The following is a 21,522-nucleotide window of genomic DNA, read 5'->3' on the forward strand; positions in this document are numbered from 1 at the left end:
TCATTTCACTCCTTGCCAGCCTTGATCGTCCATGTCCGACTATCGTTCCGAACTCGAATTGCCGTCCGTCCGCGCCCGTTATTGCAAGGCATTCTCCGCCGTGCTGGTCGCCTGCGCCTGTATTCACGGCGGTTCGGCCTATGCGCAGTCCTCGCCGGAAGGCAGTTTCGGTCTCGACCTGACCGTATTGCCGCGCTATCAGGGGGCGACGGCTTATCGAGTGCTCCCGCTCCCCGTTCTGGCGCTGCAGAGCCATACCGCATCGGGCGTGACCTTCTTTGCAGAGGGGCTCGACGGTGGTCTCGCCTGGTCGCTCGGCCCGCATCTGAGCGTCGGACCGCTAATCGGTCTCGGTCTCGGCCGCAAGCAGGACGATGCAACGCTCCTGAACGGCACCGGCGATATAGACGACTCTTTTCTCTATGGCGCATTCGTCCGCTGGCAGCTGGAGCGGCTGACTGCGAGCGTGAAGTTTCTTCAATCGGCGCATGAAGGCTACGGCAATCACGTGACGTTCGATGTCTCCTACCTCGCGCTCATCCTGCCGAAAGATCGTGTGACGGTCTCGGCGGACACCATCTGGGCCAACGCGTCGGCCGAGCAGACGTATTTTGGTATCGATGCGGAGCAGTCGGCCGCGAGCACGGCCCACCTGCCGGTCTATTCCCCTTCGGCGGGATTTTCTCGTGTCGATCTGAAGATCGCTCTCGATCACCGTATCGACGCGCGCTGGTCGCTGCGGGCGGCGGCCGGTGTCGACACGTTGGTCGGGGACGCAGCCGACAGCCCGGTCGTCGGCCGGCGTGCAAGCGTCTTCGGCTCGCTGGGTCTCGCATACCGCTTCTAGAAGCCGACGTGGTATGCCCGCTCTCCCTTTCCGAAACGAAAACGCGAACATCATGAACGTCTTCCATCCCGCTCGCCTGTCCGTCCTCGCTTGCGCGCTGCTTGCGCTGGCCGGTTGCGCTGTCGTTCCACCCAGCTATCCGACTGTTTCCGCGCTGCCCGCCAAGGGCAAAACGCTCAACGCATTCCAGCAGGACGATTTCAGTTGCCGCACGTACGCATCGCAGCTTGTCAATCCGCTTGCTTCGGGACGCTCGCCCGCACAGTCCGGCGCCGCTGCACCCGTGCTAGGCGCAGCGGGGGGCGCGGCAGCGGGCGCGCTGATCGGAGCCGGGGCCGGCAATGCAGGCGCCGGGGCGGCAATCGGTGCGGGCGCGGGCCTGCTGCTCGGCGCCGCGGTCGGTGCGAACCAGCATGGACAGACCGAGGCCGCGTTGCAGCGACAGTACGACAACGCATACGCGCAGTGCATTACCGCGAAGGGAGACACGATCGTCGTGCCACCGGCTCCCGTTGTGGCGGCGCCGGTCGTTTATGCGCGCCCGGTCTATTACTACTACGCGCCTTATTGAGGCGCATACGAACGCTAACTTTCTGGCCTATGAAAAATAAGCATTCCAAAACATATCGGCCTGATTTTTTCGAATGCTTTTATCGAAGGTCAATTTATAGCGAAAGTGCCGCGACACAAACTTTGCGAGCGCGGCCTTTTGCCGATGTCACACAGTCGTCCGGGTGTCCAACATGGCTCACACATTCAAACTTGCTTTCGTCGTCTCCTCGGTATTGATCGGGCTGTCGCTCGTGGAGGCCGTCGTCCTTGGCTGGCGCGCCCGGCGCGGCGGAGCGCCATTCGCCTGGTACGAGATGGGCATTTCGCTGGTCGACATGGCAGGGCGCCGGCTCATCGAGCGACTCCCCATTTCTCTGGCCGCGCCCGTTTTCGCCATCGCGTGGCACTACCGGATCTACACGGTTCCGGTGCGCGGCGCATTGACGTTGCTGCTGTTGTTTCTCGGTCAGGAGTTCTGCTACTACTGGTATCACCGCGCCGCACATCGGGTGCGGTTCTTCTGGGCTTCGCATGCGGTCCATCACTCGCCGAATCAGTTGACGCTCTCTACCGCGTATCGGCTCGGCTGGACGGGCAAACTGACCGGCAGTGGGCTCTTTTTCACGCCGCTGGTCTGGTTCGGCGTGCAGCCGCACGTCGTGCTGGCGATGCTGTCTTTCAACCTGCTGTATCAATTCTGGGTACACAACACGTGGACACCGAGGCTTGGGTGGTTGGAGTACGTGTTCAATACGCCGTCCGCGCATCGCGTACATCACGCGTCGAACGTCGAATACCTCGATGCGAACTATGGCGGCGTGCTGGTCATCTTCGATCGCCTGTTCGGCACCTACGTCGCCGAGCGCGACGACGTGCCGTGCCGTTACGGGCTGGTCACGCCCACGCACTCGCGTAATCCGCTCGTCGTGGAATTCGAGCACTGGGCGAGCCTGGGTCGCGATCTCCTCGCTGCCCGCACGCTGTCCGCCGTGCTGGGCCATCTGTTTCGCCCGCCTGGCTGGCGCGCAGACGGCGGCGGCGAAACGACGGAGGAACTCAGGAGCCGTGCCGGTCTGCTGCGAAGTCAGTCTATTGCTGGGAAGTAGGGCGTGCCCACGCGGCCCGGGTCCATCAGCCCTTGGCGGGTCGCGGTGCTTGACCCGCAGTCACTATTACGTGCCATTACCCGTGCCCGTTTTAGCTGATCGTTTTCAAGGCCGTGACATACGGCGACATCAATTTTTACAGATTCGAAACCTGCCGGGCCGCGCTATTTCCTACACTTGCCGTTCACGCCGGTTTCGAATCGCCAGCCTGTTTTCATGGAGAGAAAAATGAAGCGTATCTTCCTGACCCTTATCGTCGCGCTGGCGTCGTCGTCGGCCTTTGCCCAGGCGGCCGGCATGCAAAAGCTCCAGGCCCGTTTCGAGGCGGCCGATACGAACCACGACGGCAAGCTCACGCTGGCCGAAGCGCAGGCCGGCATGCCGCGCGTGGCGAAGAACTTTGACCAGATAGACACGACCCACAAGGGGTATGTGACGCTCAATGACATTGAGCAGTACCTCGCGCAGCGCCGCCAGTAAGACGGGGCGTACGACGTGAGCGCTACGGGAAAGGGCTGCTGATCGCCATGTTGACCACCGTGCCGGAGACCGGCGAGACACGGCCCGCTCGCATCATCGTGCTCGATGACGAAGCGGAAATTCGCAACATGCTGCAGCGTTATCTGACTGCGCACGGGTTCGACGTCCGCGCGGCGAAGAGCAGCCAGCAGCTCGATGCGTTTCTGGAGCGGGAACCCTATGACCTGCTTGTCCTCGACGTCATGATGCCCGACGAAGATGGTCTCTCGGTGTGCCGGCGGCTGCGTACGCAGGGACAGATCATCCCGATTCTCATGCTTACGGCGCGGGGCGATCCGATTGATCGCGTGGTCGGCCTGGAGCACGGCGCCGACGACTATCTTGCCAAGCCCTTCCTGCCCAACGAGCTTTTAGCGCGCATTCGCGCAATCCTTCGGCGCCAGCAACTCGCGTTGCGACGGCGCGCGTCGCGCGATAGTGTCGGTTTTGAAAGCGATGCCATCAGATTGCGATTCGGAGACTTCCGACTCGATCTGCGCTACCAGGAATTGTGTCTTGCGGCGGGGGGTGTCGTTGAAATCGGCCAGGCGGAACTGCGCCTGCTCTGCGCGCTCGCACAGACACCGAATCGACCGGTGAGCAGGCTGAACCTGATCGAACGTACGCACGGGCGCGACTATGAGGCGAACGCGCGCAGCGTCGACGTTCAGGTTCTGCGGCTGCGGCAGATTATCGAAACCGACGCTTCGATGCCGCGCTTCATCCGCACGGTTTGGGGCGTCGGGTACATGCTGATGGCGGAGTTCGAAGCGTGATCCGGCTGCTGCCGCGCTCTCTGCTTGGCCGTAATCTGCTGCTGCTGGTTCTGGTCGTGATTGCCAGCGAAGTCTCGGTCATCCTGCTGATTTTCGTCTTTATCCAGAAGCCCCGGATTGACGAGGCGGCTTTGTTTGTCGCTTCGCAGACCGCCGCGGTCGAACGCCTGCTGGCTGCGTTGCCGGAGCCCGGGCGGAGTCGGGAACTTGCGGCGATGAACGGCGGCACGGCCAGTGCGCCGCCCGTCCTGTCGCACACGGCGCTGCCGCACGCCTATACGATACGACGGTTCTTGCGCAGCCTGAGGGAGCGTCTTCCGGCGGGCACGGCGCTTTACTGGGAAGCCTCCGGAGGGCGCCGTATCTGGGTGCGCCTCGTGATCGACGATCGCTTCTATTGGCTCGCGCTGCCGACCGCAGCGGCGATCAGGCAGTCGCTTCCGCTCAGCGCCGTGGGGATTCTGCTGACGCTGGCGATGTTTCCGGCGCTCGGGGCGTGGTTGATCCAGCGGCACACGGCGGCACCGCTGCAGCGCCTCGCCAGTGCCGCGATGCTGATCGAGCGCGGCACCTGGCCTGAGCCTGTTCCCGCGAAAGGTCCGACGGAACTTGCCAAAGTGGCGGAAGCGTTCAACCGGATGGTCGAAGCGCTTGCCGGGGTGGAGGCGACGCGCGCGGAAATGCTGGCGGGCATTTCGCACGACATCCGCACGCCGTTGACGAAGTTGCGTATGGCCATTGCGGCGCCGGAATCGTTCGATGCGCCGCTTGCCAGCGCGGAGCGATTCGTCGCGGAGATCGATACGATCGTCGCCCAGTTCATCGACTTCGCACGAGGCTGGGACGACGAGCCGCGCGTGCCCGGTGACCTGAACGGGCTGGTGGAGCAACTCGCTGCCGACTACGCCGGGTTAGGGCATGCGTTCGAACTGAAGCTGGCGCCGCTGCCGCTCGTCCCTTATCGCGCGGTCGGCATGCAGCGGCTCTTGATGAACCTGATGCACAATGCGGCCGTTCATGGCCGGGTCGGGCTGGCGGTTCGTACGTACCGCGATGGTGACTTCGTGACGGTCTGTATCGAGGACGAAGGGCCGGGCGTGCCGGCGGAGTTGTTGTCGACGATCAGGCAACCGTTTCGCCGCGTGGCGACACCCGGGCGGGCGGCAGGAACCGGGCTGGGCCTCGCGATTGCCGAGCGGATTGCGCGTCAGCACGAAGGCCGGCTGGATCTTGCCCTTCGCCCAGGCGGAGGCTTCGTGGCGACTGTTCGTATTCCTTGCGATTGACGACAAAGTGACGAGGCGACGGACGGCAGGCTTCTGTGAGAACGCAACGTTGCGATGCGGGCTACTACAAAGCCGACTTGAAAGACGCTCACGGTTGCGCGGCGCGTGCGTGGCCCGCTACGGACGGAGACACGGGATTGCTGTGATCGAGCCGTTTTCCATGGATCGTCACCGGTTCGCCATGTGCAGCGGCATATTCCCACGGATTGTGCGCGCTAAACACCCGAATTTCGGGGTGCGTAGCGGTTAGCGCGCGAAGTCGGGTCTGGTTGCGCAGACGTTCGCGTCGCACGGTCTGGACGGCGGCCTGAAACAACCCCACCTGCCAGGCGCATTGCCGCTGGGCGCCGTGAATCTCGCGCGGATCGAAGTAGGCATCGCCCGCATGCAGCATCCATCCTCGCGTGTCCTGCACGGCTACGCCGCAATGCCCGAGCGTATGTCCGAACAGCGGAACGAGCAGGATTTCGGGCGGCAGGCCGCGCAGCGAACGGATGGCCTCGAAGCCCATCCACGGTTCGCCCTCCTCACTATACGTTTCGTAGCGCGGCTGGTGCGCCCACATGGCGGGCAGATAGCGATGCTTGTCCTTGAAGGAGCGGCGCGCGGTGCACGCTTCCAGCTCCCGGTCATGCAGATGGACGCGCGCGTGGGGGAAATCCACGAGCCCACCCACGTGATCGAGATCCATGTGCGTCATCACGATATGGCGCACGTCGCGCGGATCGAAGCCCATCGCGCGGATCTGGGCCACCGCGGAAAGCGACGGATCACGCCGGGGATTCGCGTAGAGATGCGTGAAGGCAAAACCGAGGCGCTTCACCGGATCCACGAGATCCTGTGTGCCCAGGCCGGTATCCACGAGCACGAGACCGCTGGACGGTGTTTCGATCAGCAGACAGTGGCAGGCCAGCTGTCGTCCGTGGATGCGCAGGCGCTGGATACAGGCGCAATTGAGGTGATGAACCTTGAGCGTGTTGGGGCTGGCCATGAACTGTCTCCATAAAAGGAATGAACATTCCCTTATGCTAGGCGTCGCCGCGAAAAAATCAAGGAATATTTATTCCTTTTTATCTGCTAGACTGGTCGCATGCCCAAAATCTCCGACGCTCACCGGGAAATGCGCCGTGCGCAGATTCTCGACGCCGCCTGGCGCTGCTTCTATCGGGAAGGCGTCCAGGCCACGACCATGGAACAGATCATCAAGGAGGCGGACATGTCCGCCAGTGCGATGTATCGGTACTTTGGCGGCAAGGACGACATCATTTTCAGCGCCATCTCCAGTTCGCTCACCGCAGTAGGCAAGCTGCTGGAGCCGATCGTCGCGCGGGATCTGGCGCCGGCTGTGCTCGTGGAGCGCGTGACCAGTGACATCGAGACGTTCAGTCATCGCGAGGGGTACAACCTCGCTGCCATCGCCATGCATGGCTGGAGCGAGGCGCAGCGCGACGAAAAAGTGCGCGAGCTGATTCGCGGCTTCTATCTGGGCTTTCGCGAGCAGCTTGTCGCGCGTGTGGTGCGGTGGCAGGCGGAGGGCGCGGTCGCGCCGGACGCCGATGTCGCCGAGGTGGCCAAGGCGCTCCAATCCATCATCCTTGGGTACGTGGTGCAGATGTCCATCATGCGGGACGTCGATCCCGCGGCGCACGCGCGCGGCCTGGCTGCGCTTCTTGGAGCGGGCCGGTAGTCCGCTGTGTGTGTGGGTATCGCCGTGTTCCCGCGCGACGCAGTCGATGACCTTTCTGTATCAGGGAGGTAAGGGGAATCGCGAGATCTCTCGTGATCCCTCCAGAAAGGGGGCTGGCCTTAGCTTGCCGACGCGACTTCGGCAGCGAGTTCCTTTGCGACGCCATCGATATTCATCTCGACGAGCATCTGAAGCGGATAGTCCGGATATTGCTGAAGGACCTTCGCGGCGATGGCGCTCTTTTCTTCGGGCGTGGGCCGCGTGAGATCGGCGACCCCATGGCTTACGTAATCGCGAAAGTGCGTCAGGTATTCGGCCTGCTGTGCGAGAGCGTCCAGTCCGGCAGCCTCGCCGTGACCTGCGAATACGGCCGTTGCCGTAGCGTAACGGCGACGTACGATTTCAATCTGGTCCAGCCATTGTTTCGTGCGGCCTTCCGCGAGCCACGGGTGCACGCGGTGATACAGAAGATCCGACGCGATCAGCTGATTGCTTTGCGGCAGATGGATCACGGTGATATCGGCGGACTCGCCTTCGCCGAGGTCGTCGATGCGCAGCTCGACGCCGTCCACGAGGACGGCTCGCCCGGGGACCACTACCGTATTCGGCAGCACGGTCTGACGAGGATAGTCGTCACCGTAGACCGGCGTCCATGCAGCGCGCTTGCCGGCTTCCGTCGCACGGATGACATCGATCGTGGCCTGGGTGGCATAGATCGGCAGTCCCGGCCATTCATGGACAATCTCCGCCGTGCCGTTGAAGTGATCGGGATGAGGATGGGTAATGACGATCGCCAGGAGCGGTTTGCCGTGAGCCCGGATGGCGTCGCGCAGTTGCTGCGCGGAGGAGGTCAGGAACTGGGTATCGACGAGCACGAGACCGCGCGCGGTTTCGATAACAAACGAGTTGACGTAAAAGGCTGACTCCGCAGAGCGGAAAACGTGAACATGGGACATGGACATGGTCGTTCCTTTAACCGGGGTAGGGAAGATGGCCGTCTGATTGTCGAATGCTCTCTCGCGAATGAGAAGGCGTATAAAGTGCATATAATTCATACGACTATCGTATGCGAGTCTGTATGAAAGATGCCTCCCTGCACCAGCTGAGAACGTTTCTGAGAGTCGTCGAGCGAGGGAGCCTTTCGGCGGCGGCGAGGGACCTCGGCACAACCCAGCCAACCGTATCCCGGCAACTCCAGGAACTGGAGGCGGCCTATGGCAACGCGCTCGTCATCCGGACTACGCGGTCCCTGCGTATGACCGATGCCGGGAGAATGGTTTATGAGCAGGCGCAGCTCATGGTGCGCTCGGACGACATCCTGCGGGAGCGATTGAGGGGCGATAGCGCTCAGGTCGAGGGGAGAATCCGCATTGCTGCGCCATCGGGGTTCGGCGCTTTCGTGATCGCGCCGTTCTGCGGGGGTTTTGTCGAACGGCATCCGAAGGCGACGTTGGAGCTTTGCCTGACCGACAGCGAGAGCGATCTGATCAGCGAGGGGCTCGACGTCGCGATCCGTATTGGTCAACTGGCGGATTCATCCCTTTTCGCACGACGCCTCGCCACGCTGGAAGAAGTGGTGGTGGGTCATCCACGGTATTTGAAGCAACCGGTCGCGCGGCCCGCAGATTTGCAGGCGTTGCCGTGGGTGGCGTTCTCGGGATCTCTGGGCCGCGACGATGTCGAGTTTGAACGTCGTGGCCGCAAGCGGAAAGTCAGGGTGACGCCGCGCCTGAAGATTGACCAGATTGTTGGGCACCGCGAGGTGCTTCTCTCTGGTGCGGGTGTGGGACTGATTCATCGATATGCGGTCGATCAGGACATCCGCGATGGACGACTCGTCCGGCTTCTTCCCGACTGGCGATTGCCCGAGTGGCCAGTGCACCTGGTGTTTCCTGCTAAGGCACAGACTCATCGGCTGCGGGAGTGGTGTGTCGAGCTCCAGCAAGAACTGGAAGGGATTCCCGGCGTGATTTGACGCTGCGAGAGGCCCAATCGGCGAGTCGGTCGCCGAGATGTTTCTCCTGCTGGTGGCGCTCGATGATGGCAGAAACGAGAGCTTTCTTTCTGGTGAAATATTGGTAGAACGAATCAATATTTTCTTCCGCCATTGCTGCGATGCGGTTGGTACTGGCCTTGCCTGGGCCTTCCTTGACGAAAATGCGAGCAGTTGCTTTAACCTGGCGCGTCGACTGTCGTGCGAGATCGCTGCCGAGTGGCGATCTTGCTGGGTTTTGTGAGCGGTCGGCGTGCTGTTTTTCCACGCCGCCAATGCGAGTATAAAAAGCGAGTGATAGCTCGTACATTACCCAACATCGCAATGCAAGACCGTACCTTGCACAACGTGCGCGACGCGCAAAACTCTTGGGAAGTCACGACATGCACGACACCTTGCAACATCTGTTTCGATACAAGGCCTGGGCGAACGACGAGCTGCTGACCGTGCTGGCCGGGCTTGGGGCATGGCGTCGATTCACCCTTACCCGACTGGCCATCAAGGCCCTGAGCCACAGCTATGTCGTCGACCGGATCTTCGCAGCGCACCTGCAGCGCAAGGCTCATCCCTATTCGTCGGCCAACCTGAACGAGTTGCCGACGCTGGACGATCTGGCCGCAGACATCAGGAGATCCGATCAGGAGTACATCCAGTACGTGTCCGGGCTCGATCGCGACGCCCTGGCGGAACGGATCGATTTCGTGTTCACCGATGGCGCCCCGGGTTGCATGTCCCGGGAGGAAATGCTCATGCACGTCATCAACCACGGCACCGGCCACCGCGGCCAGGTCAGTGTCCTCATGCTGCTCAACGCCCTTTCACCGGCTAGGGATGGCTTCACGACCTATCTGCATGAAGCGGAGGCGTCGATGAGAGGGCGAAGCTGACGCGTGGGCGAACACTCAGTCGCGACACTTTAGCTGGCGAGCGCTGCAGGTTGCCCGCCTTGATTGCGGCATCGTCCGGCGGTTTTCCTCGGCTGTCGAATTTCCTGGTCTAGGGATGGAGGGTTTCTCCGCGACTCAGCATGTCGATGAACTCCTCGATCTTGCGTACCCGTGTCGCGGGCTTTTTGACGTTCTGTATCCGGAACAGGATGGCGTAGCGGTTACGGCCGTTCAGCGTCGCAAAGAACGCGCTGGCCTTGGGATTGGCATCCAGTGCGGCCTGCAGGTCGTCCGGCACGACCGAGTTGCTGGCCGACGTATAGGCAGCCTCCCAGCGGCCATTCTCCCTGGCTTTCTCGATCTCCCGCATGCCCGAAGGCAGCATTCTGCCTGCGGCGATCAGCGCTTCGGCCCGGTCTTTGTTGAGCCTGGACCAGATACTTCTTGCGGAGCGTCGAGTGAAGCGTTGCAACCAGTATTCTTCATTTTCAGTCTGTTTTTGACCGTCGATCCAGCCATGACACAGAGCACTTTCCAGCGCCTGTTCGTAGGTCAAGGTTGGCTGCCCGGCACCCTTTTTGGCAAGGCGCAGCCATATCCCGGTCGAGGTGCCGCCGTTTTGCGTCAACCAGTTTTCCCATTCATTCTGGTCAAGGAACGTTAGACGAGGTTCGGTCATGGTGGATCCGTATGGTTGCATTCAGGCAGCGACGCTTTTTTGTTCGCTTAAACTTCGCAGATTACCGGGTTGCGCGGATTTGGGAATATACGGTTTATCGACGGTTCAGCGTGTATCCATCGGAGGGAAGCATTCAGCCCTGGTGCTACCGTTATCGACAGGTGGCAACGTCATACACTCGCCTCCAACTTGATGAGTCCATCAAGGTCATAGGCCAAGCACCACGATCACGTCGCGGCGAATTCAGGCGCGCAATAGCCATTGGGGCGATCTGAGGTTACAGCCATTCGTCCGCGAATCGCTCCGTGAGAAAGTCGATGAAGCGCCGGGTTCGCGCCGGCAGGCGAGGGGCGCGCACCCACAGCACATTGAGCGGTGCGGGTGTCGGCTCAAAGGCTGTCAGCAGACGCTCGACCTTGCCGGCTTCGAGCAACGGGCGGATCTGCCACAGCGTCGCGAGGCCGATGCCCATGCCACAGGCCACGGCGCGGTTGACCGCATCGGCATGGTTAGCCTCGACTCGCCCTTTCACCGCCACGGTGATTTCGCTTTGGTCGGGCGCCTGAAAGCGCCACAAGCGTGGATGTGCGGCGTTGGAACGAATCACGCAGTCATGCTCGCCCAGATCGGCCGGCGTTTCCGGCCGGCCACGCTGGGCGAGATAACCGGGCGCTGCGAACAGCACACGACGCACCGACGCCAGGCGCCGCGCGACGAGCCGCGAATCGGGCGTGTCGCCGATGCGAATCGTGATATCCACGCCACGTTTGACAGGATCGCGGAATTCGTCCTCGAATTCGAGCACGGCGCTCAGCCCCGGGTGCATTGTCAGAAATTCGCTCACCAGCGGCACGATGTAGGCCGGCCCGAATAGGGTCGCCGCACTGATACGCAGCGTGCCGCGCAGTTGATGGGTTTCTTCGGTGACTTCGGTGCGCGCGGCTTCCAGCTCGGCAAAAATATCCTGCAGGCGCTCGCGAAAGCGCTCCCCCGCCGGCGTAAGGCGCAAGGTTCGCGTGGTGCGGGCGATCAACGTTGCGCCCACTTCCGCCTCGAGTGACTGCAGCGAACGACTCACCGCCTGCAGTGAGCATCCCAGTCGCTGGGCCGCCGCAGTCAGGCTACCGACCTCGCTAATGGTGATGAACACTTCCATATCGCGCAACGAAAGCATGGATTCTCCATGAAAAATGGATTATCTATCAATTATTAAACTGATTATCATCCATTCGCTTGATAGTAGCATGGGTCCATCACTCACCGATTGAGAGGGCATATGGACTCCCCATGCACGCAAGCCTCTGCCGCGCCGCTGTCCGTAGTCGGGTCTACGCCTTGCCAGGCGGCGTTTCCCTTCTCGATTACGCTCATTTTCGCGACGCTCGTCGGCACATCCGTGCTGCCGCTTTATGCATCTCAAGCCCTCATGGGCGGGCTCGCCGCATCGCTGCATCTGGGCGCCTGGACATCGTTGGTTACGGCGCTCACGCTGTTTGGCTATGCGGTGGGCCTGTTCGGGCTGGTGCCGCTGATCGACCGGCTGCCGCTGCGGCCGCTGATCGGCGCGACGCTGGGCACCCAGGCCGTTGCGCTGGGGGTTGCCGCCTGGACGCAATCGACGGGCGGTTTTCTCGCGGCGTCCTTCGTCATCGGCGTCTCGGCCAGTGCAATCCAGATGCTGATTCCGGCTGCCGGCGCGCTGGCCGGACCGGCCGCGCGCGGTAAGGTAATCGGCAACGTCATGAGCGGGCTGATGCTTGGCATCCTGCTTTCGCGTCCATTGGCCGGACTGGCCGCGGGCACCCTCGGCTGGCGTTTCTTTTTCGCCGGCGATGCCGTGCTGCTCGTGCTTACGCTCGTGCTGGCCTTGCCGCGTGTGCCCGCGCTGCGGCCGGCGACGCGGCCCCGCTATCTGTCGCTGATCGGATCGCTGGGCCGACTGATTGCCGATGAGCCGGTGCTGCGCTATCACGCGCTGTGCCAAGGTTTGCTGATGGCCGGCTTCAATGCGTTCTGGACCAGCGTGGCGGTGGTGCTTGCACGCGCGCCGCTGAGTCTGGGTTCACTGCAGATTGCGCTCTTTACGCTGGCAGGCGCTGCCAGCGTTGTCGTGGCGCCGCTGGCCGGACGCGCGGGCGACCGCGGCAATGCCGGACCGGTGGCACGCACCGCCCATCGCGTCGCGCTGCTCGGCGCGCTGATTGCCGCACTGGCTTTGAACCCTGTCTTGCCAACACCGATATCGGTACTACTGCTGGCGCTAGCCGCGTGTGCGATCGACGCCTCGGTCATCGCCGACCAGACGCTCGGCAGACGAGCCATCAACCTGCTTGCTCCCGAAGCGCGCGGGCGCCTGAACGGTCTGTACACCGGTTTGTTCTTTCTCGGCAGTGCCGTCGGCGCGGCCGTTGCCGGGCCGGTCTTCGCACATGCTGGATGGGCGGGTGTGTGTGCGCTTTCTGCCGCTTTCTTCGCCGGCGCGGCGCTGGTACATCACGTTTTCCTGTTCGAGCGCCGTGCAGCCTGAGCTTCACACTCCCTCATTGACTTCGACGAGAGATTCATCATGCCTTCCACTCGTACCACCATCCGCTATAACACTCTGCGCATTGACGGTCTGGATATCTTCTACCGCGAAGCCGGGCATCCCGATGCGCCTGCCGTGGTGCTATTGCATGGCTTTCCCTCGTCGTCGCGCATGTACGAGACGCTGATTCCGCTGCTGGCCGACCGCTATCACGTTCTCGCACCCGACTACCCCGGGTTCGGACATAGCAGCGCGCCAGCGCCGCAAGACTTTGCCTACACGTTCGACCATCTTGCTCAGGTCGTCGACCACTGGCTCGTTGCTTTGGATATAAAACGTTACGCGCTGTTCATGCAGGATTATGGCGGCCCGATCGGATTTCGCCTGGCCGAAACCCGACCCGCAGCCATTACCGCGCTCATCGTGCAAAATGCGGTCGCGCATGACGAAGGCCTGGGGCCGCTGTGGAATACGCGCAAGGACTTCTGGCGCGACCGCGCGGCGCATGAAGCTGCGCTCCGCCTAAACCTGATTTCGTTCGAGGCCACGCGTCTGCGGCACATGGGTCACAGCCCGAATCCGCAGCGCTATGACCCCGATGCCTGGTGCGACGAATTTGCCTTTCTGTCGCGCCCGGGGCAGATCGATATCCAGACCGAACTCTTCTACGACTACCGCAACAATGTGGCCGCCTATCCGCGCTGGCAAGCCTGGCTGCGTGAATGCCGTCCGCCGCTGCTGGTAGCATGGGGCCGACATGATCCGTCGTTTGCCGTGCAAGGTGCCCTGGCCTACCAGCGCGACGTGCCCGAGGCCGAAATCCATCTGCTGGAGGCGGGTCATTTTGCGCTGGATGAAGCGGCCGACGAGGTCGCGCATCTGACGCGAGAGTTTTTGGCGCGCAATGTGCGGTAGCCTGCGGCTGTGTCGCAACTCGCGGCTAACCGTGGAGGGAGCACGGGCCAACCTGGCCGCAATGGCCCGAATCGACCATCGCGCCACCAGGCAGCGAGAAATCTCCTCGCGCTCCGCAAGCGTCAAGGCCCGCGACGCGCGGTGTCTTCGCCGTGGCTCGATGCCACCGGCCTCCGCTAGTATCCGCTGTACCGAGGAGTGGCCCCGATCAAACAGTTTTGCAATCTGATGAATCGTTTCGCCCTTGCGCCAGCGCTCCCACATCAATGCCTTCTGGCGTTCGGGGTAGTCAATCCTCGGTCTCTGTTTCATTGCAACACCTCCGCTGCTCACGCAGATTCCAGGTGTTGCATCGACCGGTTGAATCCGCCGCAAACATCGGTCATTGCAGGCTACTTGTCCCGCTCCTCACAGAAATAGCCGAACTGGGCCTGGCTATCCTTCAGCGACCGCCAGTGCTAAACCACTAAGGAGACGATGCAACCAAGTCGCAGGCGGACGAGCTCGCACGGGATTAGTCGTGGGCGAGCGACAGCGACAGTTCTCGCCACCGATCGAGATCGCGCCGCTTGAGGATCAGACTGTGCTCTAAACGTTCTAATGCATCCGCTCCGGCGGTAAAGCGCAGCGGTGGCTCAGTCGCGTCAGCGAGGACCAAGATTGCCTGCGCTAGTTTCTTTGGATCACTGGTCTGACGGCCGTCCATCGCCTGTACGCTGCGACGGACCGCGCCCGCAGTCGGGTCGTAGTCTGCGATGACTTTTTCGGCGTAAGCAGCGGAATTGCTGGACAGAAAACCCGTGCGGACATAGCCAGGTTCTACTATGGTCACGTGTATTCCGAGAGGGTTTAACTCTGCAGCCAGGCTTTCGGAATAGCCCTCGACCGCGAATTTGGAGGCGCAATACGCTGATGCACCGGGAAACCCTTGAAATCCGGCCGTTGACGACAGGTTGAACACGTGTCCGCTGCGTTGCGCCCTAAATGTTGGCAATACCGCTCGCGTTACCTCAGCCAGGCCTAAAACGTTGGTACGAAATGCCATTTCAAATTCGCCGGCTGAACATTCCTCTGCTGCACCAAACAGCGCGTAACCGGCATTATTGACAAGAACGTCGATCCGCCCGAAGTGTTCTAATCCTGCTTTGACACCGTTAGCTACCTGCTCCGGCATCGTTACATCCACCGCGACGGGAAGCATTTTCGCCCAACCGCTAAACGCGGCCGCCACGGCCCCCACGTTCCTACCCGTGGCGATCACCGAGTCGCCTGCATCGAGCGCCGCCTTTGCGACTTCTGCACCGATTCCCCGCGATGCTCCCGTAATCAACCAGACCTTGCTCATCTTTATTCCTCGTCAACCTTTCGATAACGCCAGCTTAGACCTGGCGGGTCGAGCGAAATACGCCAACGATCTCGAATATCTGCACAATCCTGCAATTTCAGGGGGAGCAGACAGATTGCGCCGGTGCCTTCTGCCTATAATCAGAACCACGGATACACTCGCGGGAAAGCTATGAACGCAGTTGACGCGACTCGGTCGTTTCAGCAGTTGTCGCAAATAATTGGGCGACACGCAGGACACAGCGGGACTGGCGATACCGCCATTCCTGGAGTGAAGTTGTCATGCAGCGCGGGGCCTACCGCGCTGCAATTTTATTTTGCCAAGCCCGCCGTCTATTTCGTGGTTCAAGGGCAAAAACAGGTCATCTGCAATGGCCAAACTCTTATCTACGGACCGTGTCAATATCTGCTTGCATCCATCGATATGCCCGTATCGGGCAGCATAATTGAAGCAAGTCCTGACAAACCGTGCCTGGGGATACACCTTGCGTTACAGCCCTCTGAGTTGAGCGCGTTGATGCTTGAGTCAAATGAGCCCCACGCTCGTGCGTTGCCGGAGGGTCCTGCTCTGCATGTAGGAAAAGTTTCGCAGCCGATGCTGGACGCGTTGGTCAGGCTCGCAGGACTTCTCGATGCGCCGGCGGACATATCGGTTATGGCGCCACTGGTTACTCGCGAGATTCTTTTTCGGCTTTTGCAAGGAGATCGAGGCGCACATCTTGCGCATATCGCGCTTGCTCATGGCCGGGTACAAAAGATCGCCAAGGCCATCAAGTGGCTAAAGGAAAATTTCGCGGAACCGCTCCGTATCGCGGCGCTTGCACGCGAGCTCAACATGAGTGAGTCGAACCTCTATCACCAGTTCAAGTCCATTACGGGCGTGAGTCCGTTGCAATACCAAAAAGCACTGAGGCTCCAGGAAGCCCGGAGACGATTATTGGCGGGCATTAGCGATGTCACCCGCGCGGGACAAAGTGTCGGATACGAAAACTCATCGCAATTCATTCGAGAATATTCGCGCCAATTTGGTGATCCACCGTTGCGGGACATTAATCGCTTAAAGGCAACGCTGAGAATGAAGGACACCCGAGAGGAAATTGTGGCCGATCCGTTCAGCTCATCGGATCTAGTGGACTAACGTCGCTTTTCGGTTGCTGCACATCGGACGCATCGTGTAGGCACGGTCGTTAACGGCAATTTGTCGAGCATTTAGGTACAACGGAACATTGAGCGCCAAGTTGCTGCTACTCGCAGTCATTGCAATGACTGCGAGTAGTCCTGATTGGCCCGCTGAGCTTGCGAGTTCGTCTCCTGCGCAAACAGACTCACAAATTTCAAAGAGTGTGATTAACGCTTTCACTCGCGCAATCCAGGAGAGAATTGCCCCTCGAACACGCTCCTTGGTCACGGAAGGCGACAAGAATACCGAAGCCGTTTTCTCCGTTGTCATTGACCCTGATGGTAACGTGCAGTCGATTTAAGTCAAAACCTCAAGCGGCGACCCAAAATTCGACAGCGCCTGCATGGACGTGATTAAAAATGCCGGCCTACCAAAACCACCTGAAGGGGCTCCGCCAAAGTTCAATCTGGTCGTTCGTCCTGAGCACAGTACACATGATCCGGACTATAGACATGTGAACTAAACGCGTCTGAGAAGTCAGCCGAACGAATCCAATGCAGTCGCTTCCGGGTCGATCGCTACCAATCTACCGCCACTGAAAAGAACGAATCCCGCGTAACCTCAACACTTCAAAAAATCGACCGCTCCGTACGCGTCGTCAACCACTCCAGCGCCAGCGTCCCCACCAGCGAATTGCCGTTCGCATCGAGCCCCGGCGACCACACGCACACCGCGAACTCGCCGGGCAGCACCGCCACGATCCCGCCGCCCACGCCGCTCTTCGCGGGCAGTCCCACGCGATAGACGAAGTCGCCGGCCGCATCATACGTCCCGCAGGTCAGCATGAGCGCCGAAAGGCGCTTGGCCGAGCTCGCATCGAGCACGTGCTCCCCGGTCGCGCCCGAAACGCCGCCGTTGGCAAGAAAGAGCGCGGCGCGCGCCAGCTCCACGCAATTCATCGAAATCGCGCACTGGCGGCAGTACGCGTCGATCACGGCGTCGGCGGGCATCTCCAGATTGCCGAAGCTCGCGATGAAATGCGCCATTGCCCGGTTGCGCTCGGCGTGGTCCAGCTCCGACTGCGCGACGCGCAGGTCGTAGTCGATCTCGCGCACGCCCGAGATGCGGCGCAGAAAATCGACCAGCGCGGTTTCCGCGCGCACGAAGCGGCGGCACAGCACGTCAGTGACCACCAGCGCGCCCGCGTTGATGAACGGATTGCGCGGCTTGCCTTCCTCGAATTCCAGTTGCACGAGCGAATTGAACGGGGTGCCGGAAGGCTCGCGGCCCACGCGTTCCCAGAGCGCGTCGCCGAGCAGCTGGAACGCGAGCGTGCAGGCGAACAGCTTCGAAATGCTCTGGATCGAGAAGCGCACGTCGGCGTCGCCGGTGCGGTACACCCGGCCGTCCACCGTGACGATGGCCATGCCGAAGTGATCGGCGCGGACTTTGGCGAGTTCGGGAATGTAGTCGGCCACGCGGCCCGTGCCGATGTACGGCTTCAGGTCGTGGGCGATGGCGTCGAGAATCGGCGTGTAATCCATGGGCGGGCAGGGCACAAAAGCGATGGGCGCCCCGTATGGGCCGCCGGATCCGGCGATTGTAGCGATTCTGTTTGCACCGCAACACCATCGGCGTCGCGGTGCCCCCGGCGTCCGCCTTCAATACACCGTTAGTGTGCCCCCGCCGCGCCTCCGCCGCCCCCACCCCGGGTCGACTTCGTGATCCAGATAAGTGGAATGATCGCGAGGAAGATGATCGCCGAGATGTAGAAGATATCGTTCAGCCCCATCATCGCGGCCTGGGTCGTGAGCTGGAAGTCGAACAGCGCGTGGGCGGACGGCTCGCTCAGATGCAGGAGCGTCTGCGTGTTTTCGATCGACTGCCGGAACACGGGGTTGTCGACGGAAGCCTGCTCGGTGAGGCGCGCGTGATGCAGGATCGTGCGGTTGTTCCAGGCGTTCGTGGCGATCGAGGTGCCCACCGCGCCGCAGAACACCCGCACGAAGTTCGAGAGCCCCGCCGCGGCCGGGATGCGGGAGGGCGGCTGCCCCGCGAGAATGATCGCGGTGAGCGGCACGAAGAAGAGCGCCATCGGGATGCCCTGCAGCAGCGTCGGCAGCACGAGATGGAAGGTGTCGATCTCGATCACATAGCGCGAGCGCATGAAGAACACGCCCGCGAAGAGCACGAACGCGATCGTCGCGATGACGCGCGCGTCCGAGCGCGGCAGGATGCGACCCACCACGGGCGCGAGGATCACGGCGAACACGCCGAGCGGCGCCGTCACGAGACCCGCATCGACGGAGCGGTAGTTCAGGTACTCCTGCATCCACTGTGGCAGCAGCACGAGATTGCCGAAGAACACGCCGTAGGCGACCGAAATCGCCACCGTCCCGCCGAGGAAGTTGCGTTGTCCGAAAAGCCGCAGATCGACGATGGGGTTCTCTTCGGTCAGCTCCCAGACGAGGAAGAACGCGAAGCTGACGAGCGCAGTGATGCCGAGCGCGACGATTACGGGCGAATTGAACCAGTCGAGGTCCTTGCCCTTGTCGAGCATGATCTGCAGCGAGGCGACCCACGCGATCAGGAGCCCGAGGCCCACGACGTCGATGGGCGGCTTGCGCGTGGGCGATTCGCGGGTACGGTAGATCATCCAGGTTACGCTGCCCGCGAAGATGCCCACGGGGATGTTGATGTAGAAGATCCACGCCCAGTTGTAGCTGTCGGTGATCCAGCCGCCCAGCGCCGGGCCGGCGATCGGACCGACCGTCGTCGTCATGGCCCAGAACGCGAGCGCCGTGGCCGATTTGTCTCTCGGCCAGGAGCCGAGCAGGATGGCCTGCGAGAGCGGGATGAGCGGGCCGGCCACCGCGCCTTGCAGCACGCGCGCGATCAGCAGGAACGGCAGGTTCGGTGCGATGCCACACAGCCACGACGCCAGCACGAACGAGAAAATCGAGGCGACGAAGAGCCGGATCTGCCCGAAGCGCTGCGTGAGCCAGCCGGTGAGCGGGATCGACACGGCATTTGCCGCAGCGAACACGGTGATGACCCAGGTGCCCTGGTCGACCGAGGTGCCGAGGTCGCCGGAAATGGTCGGGATCGCCACGTTGGCAATCGAGGTGTCGAGCACGTTCATGAAGGTGGCCAGCGCAACCGCGATGGTGGCGAGGATCAACTTGCCTCCTTCGAGCGGAGGCGGTTGTGTGGCTTGGGTTTGCACGGTTTTGACCTGTGTTGTGAACGTGGGGAATGGGTCACGCGGGAGCTTGCTTGATGTGGGGAAATCCATTCCCCCACAATTCCCCAAACGATGCGACGAGGGGAACAGCATAACCCACCTGTCTCAAACCCGCTGACGAACTGGCCGTTCTACGTTGCAGTGCAATCGACATGTAATCCCCACATATATTCCACAGAATAAAATGGAACTGAATTTCTTTCGTTTATTTTAGTGGTCGCGGTTATTTATTTGATTAGAGAAAATCATGAAGAAAAAGGCTGTCACCAGTCAAGGCGTGCGGTCGAGTCCGCGCCGCTGGTTGCGCGTGCGCAGGCCCTGCTGCAGGAGGGCGATGAAGCCCGAGCCGTGACGCTCGGTAATGCGGTGGAGTCGGTGATGTCTGCGATGGTTACCAGGAATTTGATTAACCAGTTCAGATATCCACTACCGTCGATAACGAAGGTGCTCAGGCGTTTTCCGAATCTCTTAGCGAAGACGACACTGATAAATTGATGGACAAGATCGGTTCTGGCCAATCGCAATGGATTGCACTGGTGCCTAAGTTGGCAAAAAGGTGCCGATGCATCCAACGCAGAAGGGCTTGGGACCGAACTGGCCTATGCGTTGCCAAAGAACCCGACTGCACTACTTAGAGCAGTGGATCCGATGGATGGTGATGGCCATAGCCTGCAAGTATCGCGTGTCTGCGGCATCCCGTTCATCGATACGATTCCGCATGGATACAAGGCCAAAGCTCTGCGCGCAGTCGAGAAAGTGAGTGACCCGCAACTACAGCAGATCAAGATCCGTTGCCTGAAAGCGCTGGAAAATTCGTGAGTGCGCGCATTGGGCTGCGGCCTCGTCGTGATGATTGCGCAGCCCAAATCTACCGTGTTTCTCGCCTTGGCGAATGTGCGGTATGGTGGCCTGGAAAGCTGCTAAGCGCTCAACTGAATTACCGAAAAAAAGCCCTGTAGGACCGCACTTCCATCGGAACCCTTGTCATATCCAAATGACAAGGTATCGTCGTAGGAATGACAGTTAAAGAGCCGCGATGCGGATAGTGTAAGGCTTGAAGGATCCCCAGTCAGTTGCTGATAGTTAATCAGCGATAGCTGATACACGCCAGGGAATCCATACGCCATTGTAGATAGCGCAGCCGTCTGGTATTGCCCGGTAGCAGCCGTTGTGATGAGATGTCCATCAAAGCTGACCAGGTAAAAGCCAGGCGGAACCTGGACAAACCCGTCACTAGTTATGGATGCGCCAGGTATCGATCCATCGGGTTGAACTGTTAGATCCAGGCGCCAATATGTTCCCTCATCGATTCCCTTTCCACCATTCGGTTGCAGAGAGGTCCCAATTTCCCAGCTGATGAAAGGTGCGACGGCAGCTACTGGGGAAGCGTGATTATTCATGTCAATCTCCTATTGATATGGATTGCTAATAAATTAAAAATTATTGATTTTTGAAAATGTGAAATTAAGACTCAGAGTGGCTCGTGCATGTCAGATGGAGTGAGCGAATCAGGCGCGCGGTCGTGTTTCTGTTTCATCGAAGATTTTTATCTCATGCTCCTCCTTGTCGGATATGAAACATATTCCATAAGGAGTACCTGAGAGAAGGATCGCTGACCGTGTTATTCATCGAGAGTTCGGAATTCCGTTTCTTGTGAATCATCGATCTTGTGCGGGATGGTGCTCGAAACCGGTGCGCGCCTTCACCGTGTTCAACGTTTGGTGCGAATCGCCTTAGCGACAGACGGTCGCGTCGGAAATCGGACTTGTCCTGTATGAAGGGGGGTGACTGATCCCTTACGCTTGCCACTGTAAGCATGGTAATTGAGATCCTTGTGTGCTTCTGAGCCTGCTCTGCAGAATAGCAGCATCTTGGATATTTTTTTGCACGTGCAATTAAGGTTCGGCTAGGCATGGGATTCTGAATTGGTCGCAGTTTTGTCGATTTATATCCGATCCTTTTCACTTCATTGTGCTGAAATCTGGAAAGCCTTGATGGACAACGGCCCGCGGGCGATGTGAGGCAGGGTTCGGGGTCGCA

At 60.6% G+C, this 21,522-nt stretch carries 23 protein-coding genes and 1 pseudogene; 14 read left to right on the forward strand and 10 right to left on the reverse strand.

All coding sequences use genetic code 11. From position 1 onward, the window contains the following. The first annotated feature begins 31 nt into the window (after nucleotides 1-31). The 6 genes from U5760_RS12135 to U5760_RS12160 all read left to right on the forward strand — a co-directional run bounded on the left by U5760_RS12135 (nucleotide 32) and on the right by U5760_RS12160 (nucleotide 5,086). The gene (locus U5760_RS12135; RefSeq protein ID WP_322012022.1) at nucleotides 32-847 is read left to right on the forward strand and encodes a MipA/OmpV family protein; all 816 of its coding nucleotides are present in this window, start codon (nucleotides 32-34) and stop codon (nucleotides 845-847) included. Between the two features lie 52 nt (nucleotides 848-899). Then, nucleotides 900-1,418: a glycine zipper domain-containing protein gene (locus tag U5760_RS12140; protein WP_322012023.1), complete on the forward strand. Its 519-nt coding sequence runs from the start codon at nucleotides 900-902 to the stop codon at nucleotides 1,416-1,418. 172 nt (nucleotides 1,419-1,590) lie between these two features. Continuing rightward, complete coding sequence (locus U5760_RS12145; protein WP_322012024.1) at nucleotides 1,591-2,505, forward strand: sterol desaturase family protein; 915 nt, start codon at nucleotides 1,591-1,593, stop codon at nucleotides 2,503-2,505. A gap of 228 nt (nucleotides 2,506-2,733) precedes the next feature. Next, nucleotides 2,734-2,985 carry an EF-hand domain-containing protein gene (locus U5760_RS12150; RefSeq protein WP_322012025.1) on the forward strand — a complete coding sequence of 84 codons (252 nt, stop codon included), beginning with the start codon at nucleotides 2,734-2,736 and terminating at the stop codon, nucleotides 2,983-2,985. Nucleotides 2,986-3,032: 47 nt separating this feature from the next. Next, complete coding sequence (locus U5760_RS12155) at nucleotides 3,033-3,800, forward strand: response regulator (protein ID WP_322012026.1); 768 nt, start codon at nucleotides 3,033-3,035, stop codon at nucleotides 3,798-3,800. Continuing rightward, on the forward strand, nucleotides 3,797-5,086 hold the full coding sequence (locus U5760_RS12160) for an ATP-binding protein (RefSeq protein WP_322012027.1): 1,290 nt from the start codon (nucleotides 3,797-3,799) through the stop codon (nucleotides 5,084-5,086). The genes U5760_RS12155 and U5760_RS12160 overlap by 4 nt, the downstream gene beginning before the upstream one ends. A gap of 88 nt (nucleotides 5,087-5,174) precedes the next feature. On the opposite strand, the gene U5760_RS12165 is transcribed toward U5760_RS12160, so the two are convergent. Beyond that, entirely contained in the window at nucleotides 5,175-6,077 is a 903-nt protein-coding gene (locus tag U5760_RS12165; RefSeq protein ID WP_322012029.1) for an MBL fold metallo-hydrolase, read from the reverse strand. 99 nt (nucleotides 6,078-6,176) lie between these two features. Here U5760_RS12165 and U5760_RS12170 point away from each other — a divergent pair, with 99 nt between their 5' ends. Next, nucleotides 6,177-6,773 (forward strand): TetR/AcrR family transcriptional regulator, encoded by a 597-nt coding sequence (locus tag U5760_RS12170; RefSeq protein WP_322012030.1) that lies wholly within the window; start codon nucleotides 6,177-6,179, stop codon nucleotides 6,771-6,773. A gap of 119 nt (nucleotides 6,774-6,892) precedes the next feature. On the opposite strand, the gene U5760_RS12175 is transcribed toward U5760_RS12170, so the two are convergent. After that, nucleotides 6,893-7,735, reverse strand: a complete 843-nt coding sequence (locus U5760_RS12175; protein ID WP_322012031.1) for an MBL fold metallo-hydrolase — start codon at nucleotides 7,733-7,735, stop codon at nucleotides 6,893-6,895. A gap of 116 nt (nucleotides 7,736-7,851) precedes the next feature. Between U5760_RS12175 and U5760_RS12180 the strand changes: the two genes are divergently transcribed. Next, nucleotides 7,852-8,748 (forward strand): LysR family transcriptional regulator, encoded by an 897-nt coding sequence (locus tag U5760_RS12180; RefSeq protein ID WP_322012033.1) that lies wholly within the window; start codon nucleotides 7,852-7,854, stop codon nucleotides 8,746-8,748. Here U5760_RS12180 and U5760_RS12185 read toward each other — a convergent pair. Beyond that, nucleotides 8,669-8,890 (reverse strand): hypothetical protein, encoded by a 222-nt coding sequence (locus tag U5760_RS12185; protein ID WP_322012257.1) that lies wholly within the window; start codon nucleotides 8,888-8,890, stop codon nucleotides 8,669-8,671. The genes U5760_RS12180 and U5760_RS12185 overlap by 80 nt on opposite strands. Here U5760_RS12185 and U5760_RS12190 point away from each other — a divergent pair. Continuing rightward, nucleotides 8,786-9,010 (forward strand): hypothetical protein, encoded by a 225-nt coding sequence (locus U5760_RS12190; RefSeq protein WP_322012274.1) that lies wholly within the window; start codon nucleotides 8,786-8,788, stop codon nucleotides 9,008-9,010. The two genes, U5760_RS12185 and U5760_RS12190, sit on opposite strands and share 105 nt — an antisense overlap. A 139-nt stretch (nucleotides 9,011-9,149) precedes the next feature. Further along, nucleotides 9,150-9,653 (forward strand): DinB family protein, encoded by a 504-nt coding sequence (locus tag U5760_RS12195; RefSeq protein WP_322012034.1) that lies wholly within the window; start codon nucleotides 9,150-9,152, stop codon nucleotides 9,651-9,653. A gap of 109 nt (nucleotides 9,654-9,762) precedes the next feature. On the opposite strand, the gene U5760_RS12200 is transcribed toward U5760_RS12195, so the two are convergent. Continuing rightward, nucleotides 9,763-10,332: a YdeI/OmpD-associated family protein gene (locus U5760_RS12200; RefSeq protein ID WP_322012035.1), complete on the reverse strand. Its 570-nt coding sequence runs from the start codon at nucleotides 10,330-10,332 to the stop codon at nucleotides 9,763-9,765. Between the two features lie 277 nt (nucleotides 10,333-10,609). Then, nucleotides 10,610-11,506, reverse strand: coding sequence for a LysR family transcriptional regulator (locus tag U5760_RS12205; protein WP_322012036.1), 897 nt, complete (start codon nucleotides 11,504-11,506; stop codon nucleotides 10,610-10,612). Between the two features lie 102 nt (nucleotides 11,507-11,608). Between U5760_RS12205 and U5760_RS12210 the strand changes: the two genes are divergently transcribed. Together U5760_RS12210 and U5760_RS12215 are read left to right on the forward strand one after the other, a co-directional pair. Next, nucleotides 11,609-12,859 carry an MFS transporter gene (locus U5760_RS12210; RefSeq protein WP_322012037.1) on the forward strand — a complete coding sequence of 417 codons (1,251 nt, stop codon included), beginning with the start codon at nucleotides 11,609-11,611 and terminating at the stop codon, nucleotides 12,857-12,859. Between the two features lie 39 nt (nucleotides 12,860-12,898). Then, nucleotides 12,899-13,774 (forward strand): alpha/beta hydrolase, encoded by an 876-nt coding sequence (locus tag U5760_RS12215; RefSeq protein WP_322012039.1) that lies wholly within the window; start codon nucleotides 12,899-12,901, stop codon nucleotides 13,772-13,774. Between the two features lie 6 nt (nucleotides 13,775-13,780). Here the strand turns inward: U5760_RS12215 and U5760_RS12220 are convergent. Both U5760_RS12220 and U5760_RS12225 read right to left on the reverse strand, forming a co-directional pair. Beyond that, nucleotides 13,781-14,086 (reverse strand): annotated as a pseudogene (locus U5760_RS12220) (helix-turn-helix domain-containing protein); the annotation flags it as partial. 202 nt (nucleotides 14,087-14,288) lie between these two features. Continuing rightward, entirely contained in the window at nucleotides 14,289-15,119 is an 831-nt protein-coding gene (locus U5760_RS12225; protein ID WP_322012040.1) for an SDR family NAD(P)-dependent oxidoreductase, read from the reverse strand. Between the two features lie 171 nt (nucleotides 15,120-15,290). On the opposite strand from U5760_RS12225, the gene U5760_RS12230 reads away from it, so the two are divergent. Then, the gene (locus tag U5760_RS12230) at nucleotides 15,291-16,256 is read left to right on the forward strand and encodes an AraC family transcriptional regulator (protein WP_322012041.1); all 966 of its coding nucleotides are present in this window, start codon (nucleotides 15,291-15,293) and stop codon (nucleotides 16,254-16,256) included. Between the two features lie 611 nt (nucleotides 16,257-16,867). Here U5760_RS12230 and U5760_RS12235 read toward each other — a convergent pair. Both U5760_RS12235 and U5760_RS12240 read right to left on the reverse strand, forming a co-directional pair. Then, nucleotides 16,868-17,782 (reverse strand): glutaminase, encoded by a 915-nt coding sequence (locus U5760_RS12235; RefSeq protein ID WP_322012042.1) that lies wholly within the window; start codon nucleotides 17,780-17,782, stop codon nucleotides 16,868-16,870. A 128-nt stretch (nucleotides 17,783-17,910) separates the two neighbouring features. Then, nucleotides 17,911-19,533: a DHA2 family efflux MFS transporter permease subunit gene (locus U5760_RS12240; protein ID WP_415914086.1), complete on the reverse strand. Its 1,623-nt coding sequence runs from the start codon at nucleotides 19,531-19,533 to the stop codon at nucleotides 17,911-17,913. Nucleotides 19,534-20,130: 597 nt separating this feature from the next. On the opposite strand from U5760_RS12240, the gene U5760_RS12245 reads away from it, so the two are divergent. After that, entirely contained in the window at nucleotides 20,131-20,301 is a 171-nt protein-coding gene (locus U5760_RS12245; protein WP_322012043.1) for a hypothetical protein, read from the forward strand. Between the two features lie 101 nt (nucleotides 20,302-20,402). On the opposite strand, the gene U5760_RS12250 is transcribed toward U5760_RS12245, so the two are convergent. Further along, entirely contained in the window at nucleotides 20,403-20,882 is a 480-nt protein-coding gene (locus U5760_RS12250) for a hypothetical protein (protein WP_322012044.1), read from the reverse strand. Between the last annotated feature and the right edge of the window lie 640 nt (nucleotides 20,883-21,522).

Origin of the sequence: Paraburkholderia sp. J12, assembly GCF_905220215.1 — a bacterium.
GTDB lineage: Bacteria > Pseudomonadota > Gammaproteobacteria > Burkholderiales > Burkholderiaceae > Paraburkholderia.

Bases quoted from the DNA above. Each gene is read 5' to 3' on its own strand.
- U5760_RS12140 (WP_322012023.1), top strand. From the start codon at position 900: ATGAACGTCTTCCATCCCGCTCGCCTGTCCGTCCTCGCTTGCGCGCTG.
- U5760_RS12170 (WP_322012030.1), top strand. From the start codon at position 6,177: ATGCCCAAAATCTCCGACGCTCACCGGGAAATGCGCCGTGCGCAGATT.
- U5760_RS12245 (WP_322012043.1), top strand. From the start codon at position 20,131: ATGGATGGTGATGGCCATAGCCTGCAAGTATCGCGTGTCTGCGGCATC.
- U5760_RS12195 (WP_322012034.1), top strand. From the start codon at position 9,150: ATGCACGACACCTTGCAACATCTGTTTCGATACAAGGCCTGGGCGAAC.
- U5760_RS12145 (WP_322012024.1), top strand. From the start codon at position 1,591: ATGGCTCACACATTCAAACTTGCTTTCGTCGTCTCCTCGGTATTGATC.
- U5760_RS12180 (WP_322012033.1), top strand. From the start codon at position 7,852: ATGAAAGATGCCTCCCTGCACCAGCTGAGAACGTTTCTGAGAGTCGTC.
- U5760_RS12240 (WP_415914086.1), bottom strand. From the start codon at position 19,533: ATGGATTTCCCCACATCAAGCAAGCTCCCGCGTGACCCATTCCCCACG.
- U5760_RS12135 (WP_322012022.1), top strand. From the start codon at position 32: ATGTCCGACTATCGTTCCGAACTCGAATTGCCGTCCGTCCGCGCCCGT.
- U5760_RS12150 (WP_322012025.1), top strand. From the start codon at position 2,734: ATGAAGCGTATCTTCCTGACCCTTATCGTCGCGCTGGCGTCGTCGTCG.
- U5760_RS12155 (WP_322012026.1), top strand. From the start codon at position 3,033: ATGTTGACCACCGTGCCGGAGACCGGCGAGACACGGCCCGCTCGCATC.
- U5760_RS12210 (WP_322012037.1), top strand. From the start codon at position 11,609: ATGGACTCCCCATGCACGCAAGCCTCTGCCGCGCCGCTGTCCGTAGTC.
- U5760_RS12215 (WP_322012039.1), top strand. From the start codon at position 12,899: ATGCCTTCCACTCGTACCACCATCCGCTATAACACTCTGCGCATTGAC.
- U5760_RS12175 (WP_322012031.1), bottom strand. From the start codon at position 7,735: ATGTCCATGTCCCATGTTCACGTTTTCCGCTCTGCGGAGTCAGCCTTT.
- U5760_RS12165 (WP_322012029.1), bottom strand. From the start codon at position 6,077: ATGGCCAGCCCCAACACGCTCAAGGTTCATCACCTCAATTGCGCCTGT.
- U5760_RS12225 (WP_322012040.1), bottom strand. From the start codon at position 15,119: ATGAGCAAGGTCTGGTTGATTACGGGAGCATCGCGGGGAATCGGTGCA.
- U5760_RS12250 (WP_322012044.1), bottom strand. From the start codon at position 20,882: ATGAATAATCACGCTTCCCCAGTAGCTGCCGTCGCACCTTTCATCAGC.
- U5760_RS12190 (WP_322012274.1), top strand. From the start codon at position 8,786: ATGTTTCTCCTGCTGGTGGCGCTCGATGATGGCAGAAACGAGAGCTTT.
- U5760_RS12205 (WP_322012036.1), bottom strand. From the start codon at position 11,506: ATGCTTTCGTTGCGCGATATGGAAGTGTTCATCACCATTAGCGAGGTC.
- U5760_RS12200 (WP_322012035.1), bottom strand. From the start codon at position 10,332: ATGACCGAACCTCGTCTAACGTTCCTTGACCAGAATGAATGGGAAAAC.
- U5760_RS12235 (WP_322012042.1), bottom strand. From the start codon at position 17,782: ATGGATTACACGCCGATTCTCGACGCCATCGCCCACGACCTGAAGCCG.
- U5760_RS12230 (WP_322012041.1), top strand. From the start codon at position 15,291: ATGAACGCAGTTGACGCGACTCGGTCGTTTCAGCAGTTGTCGCAAATA.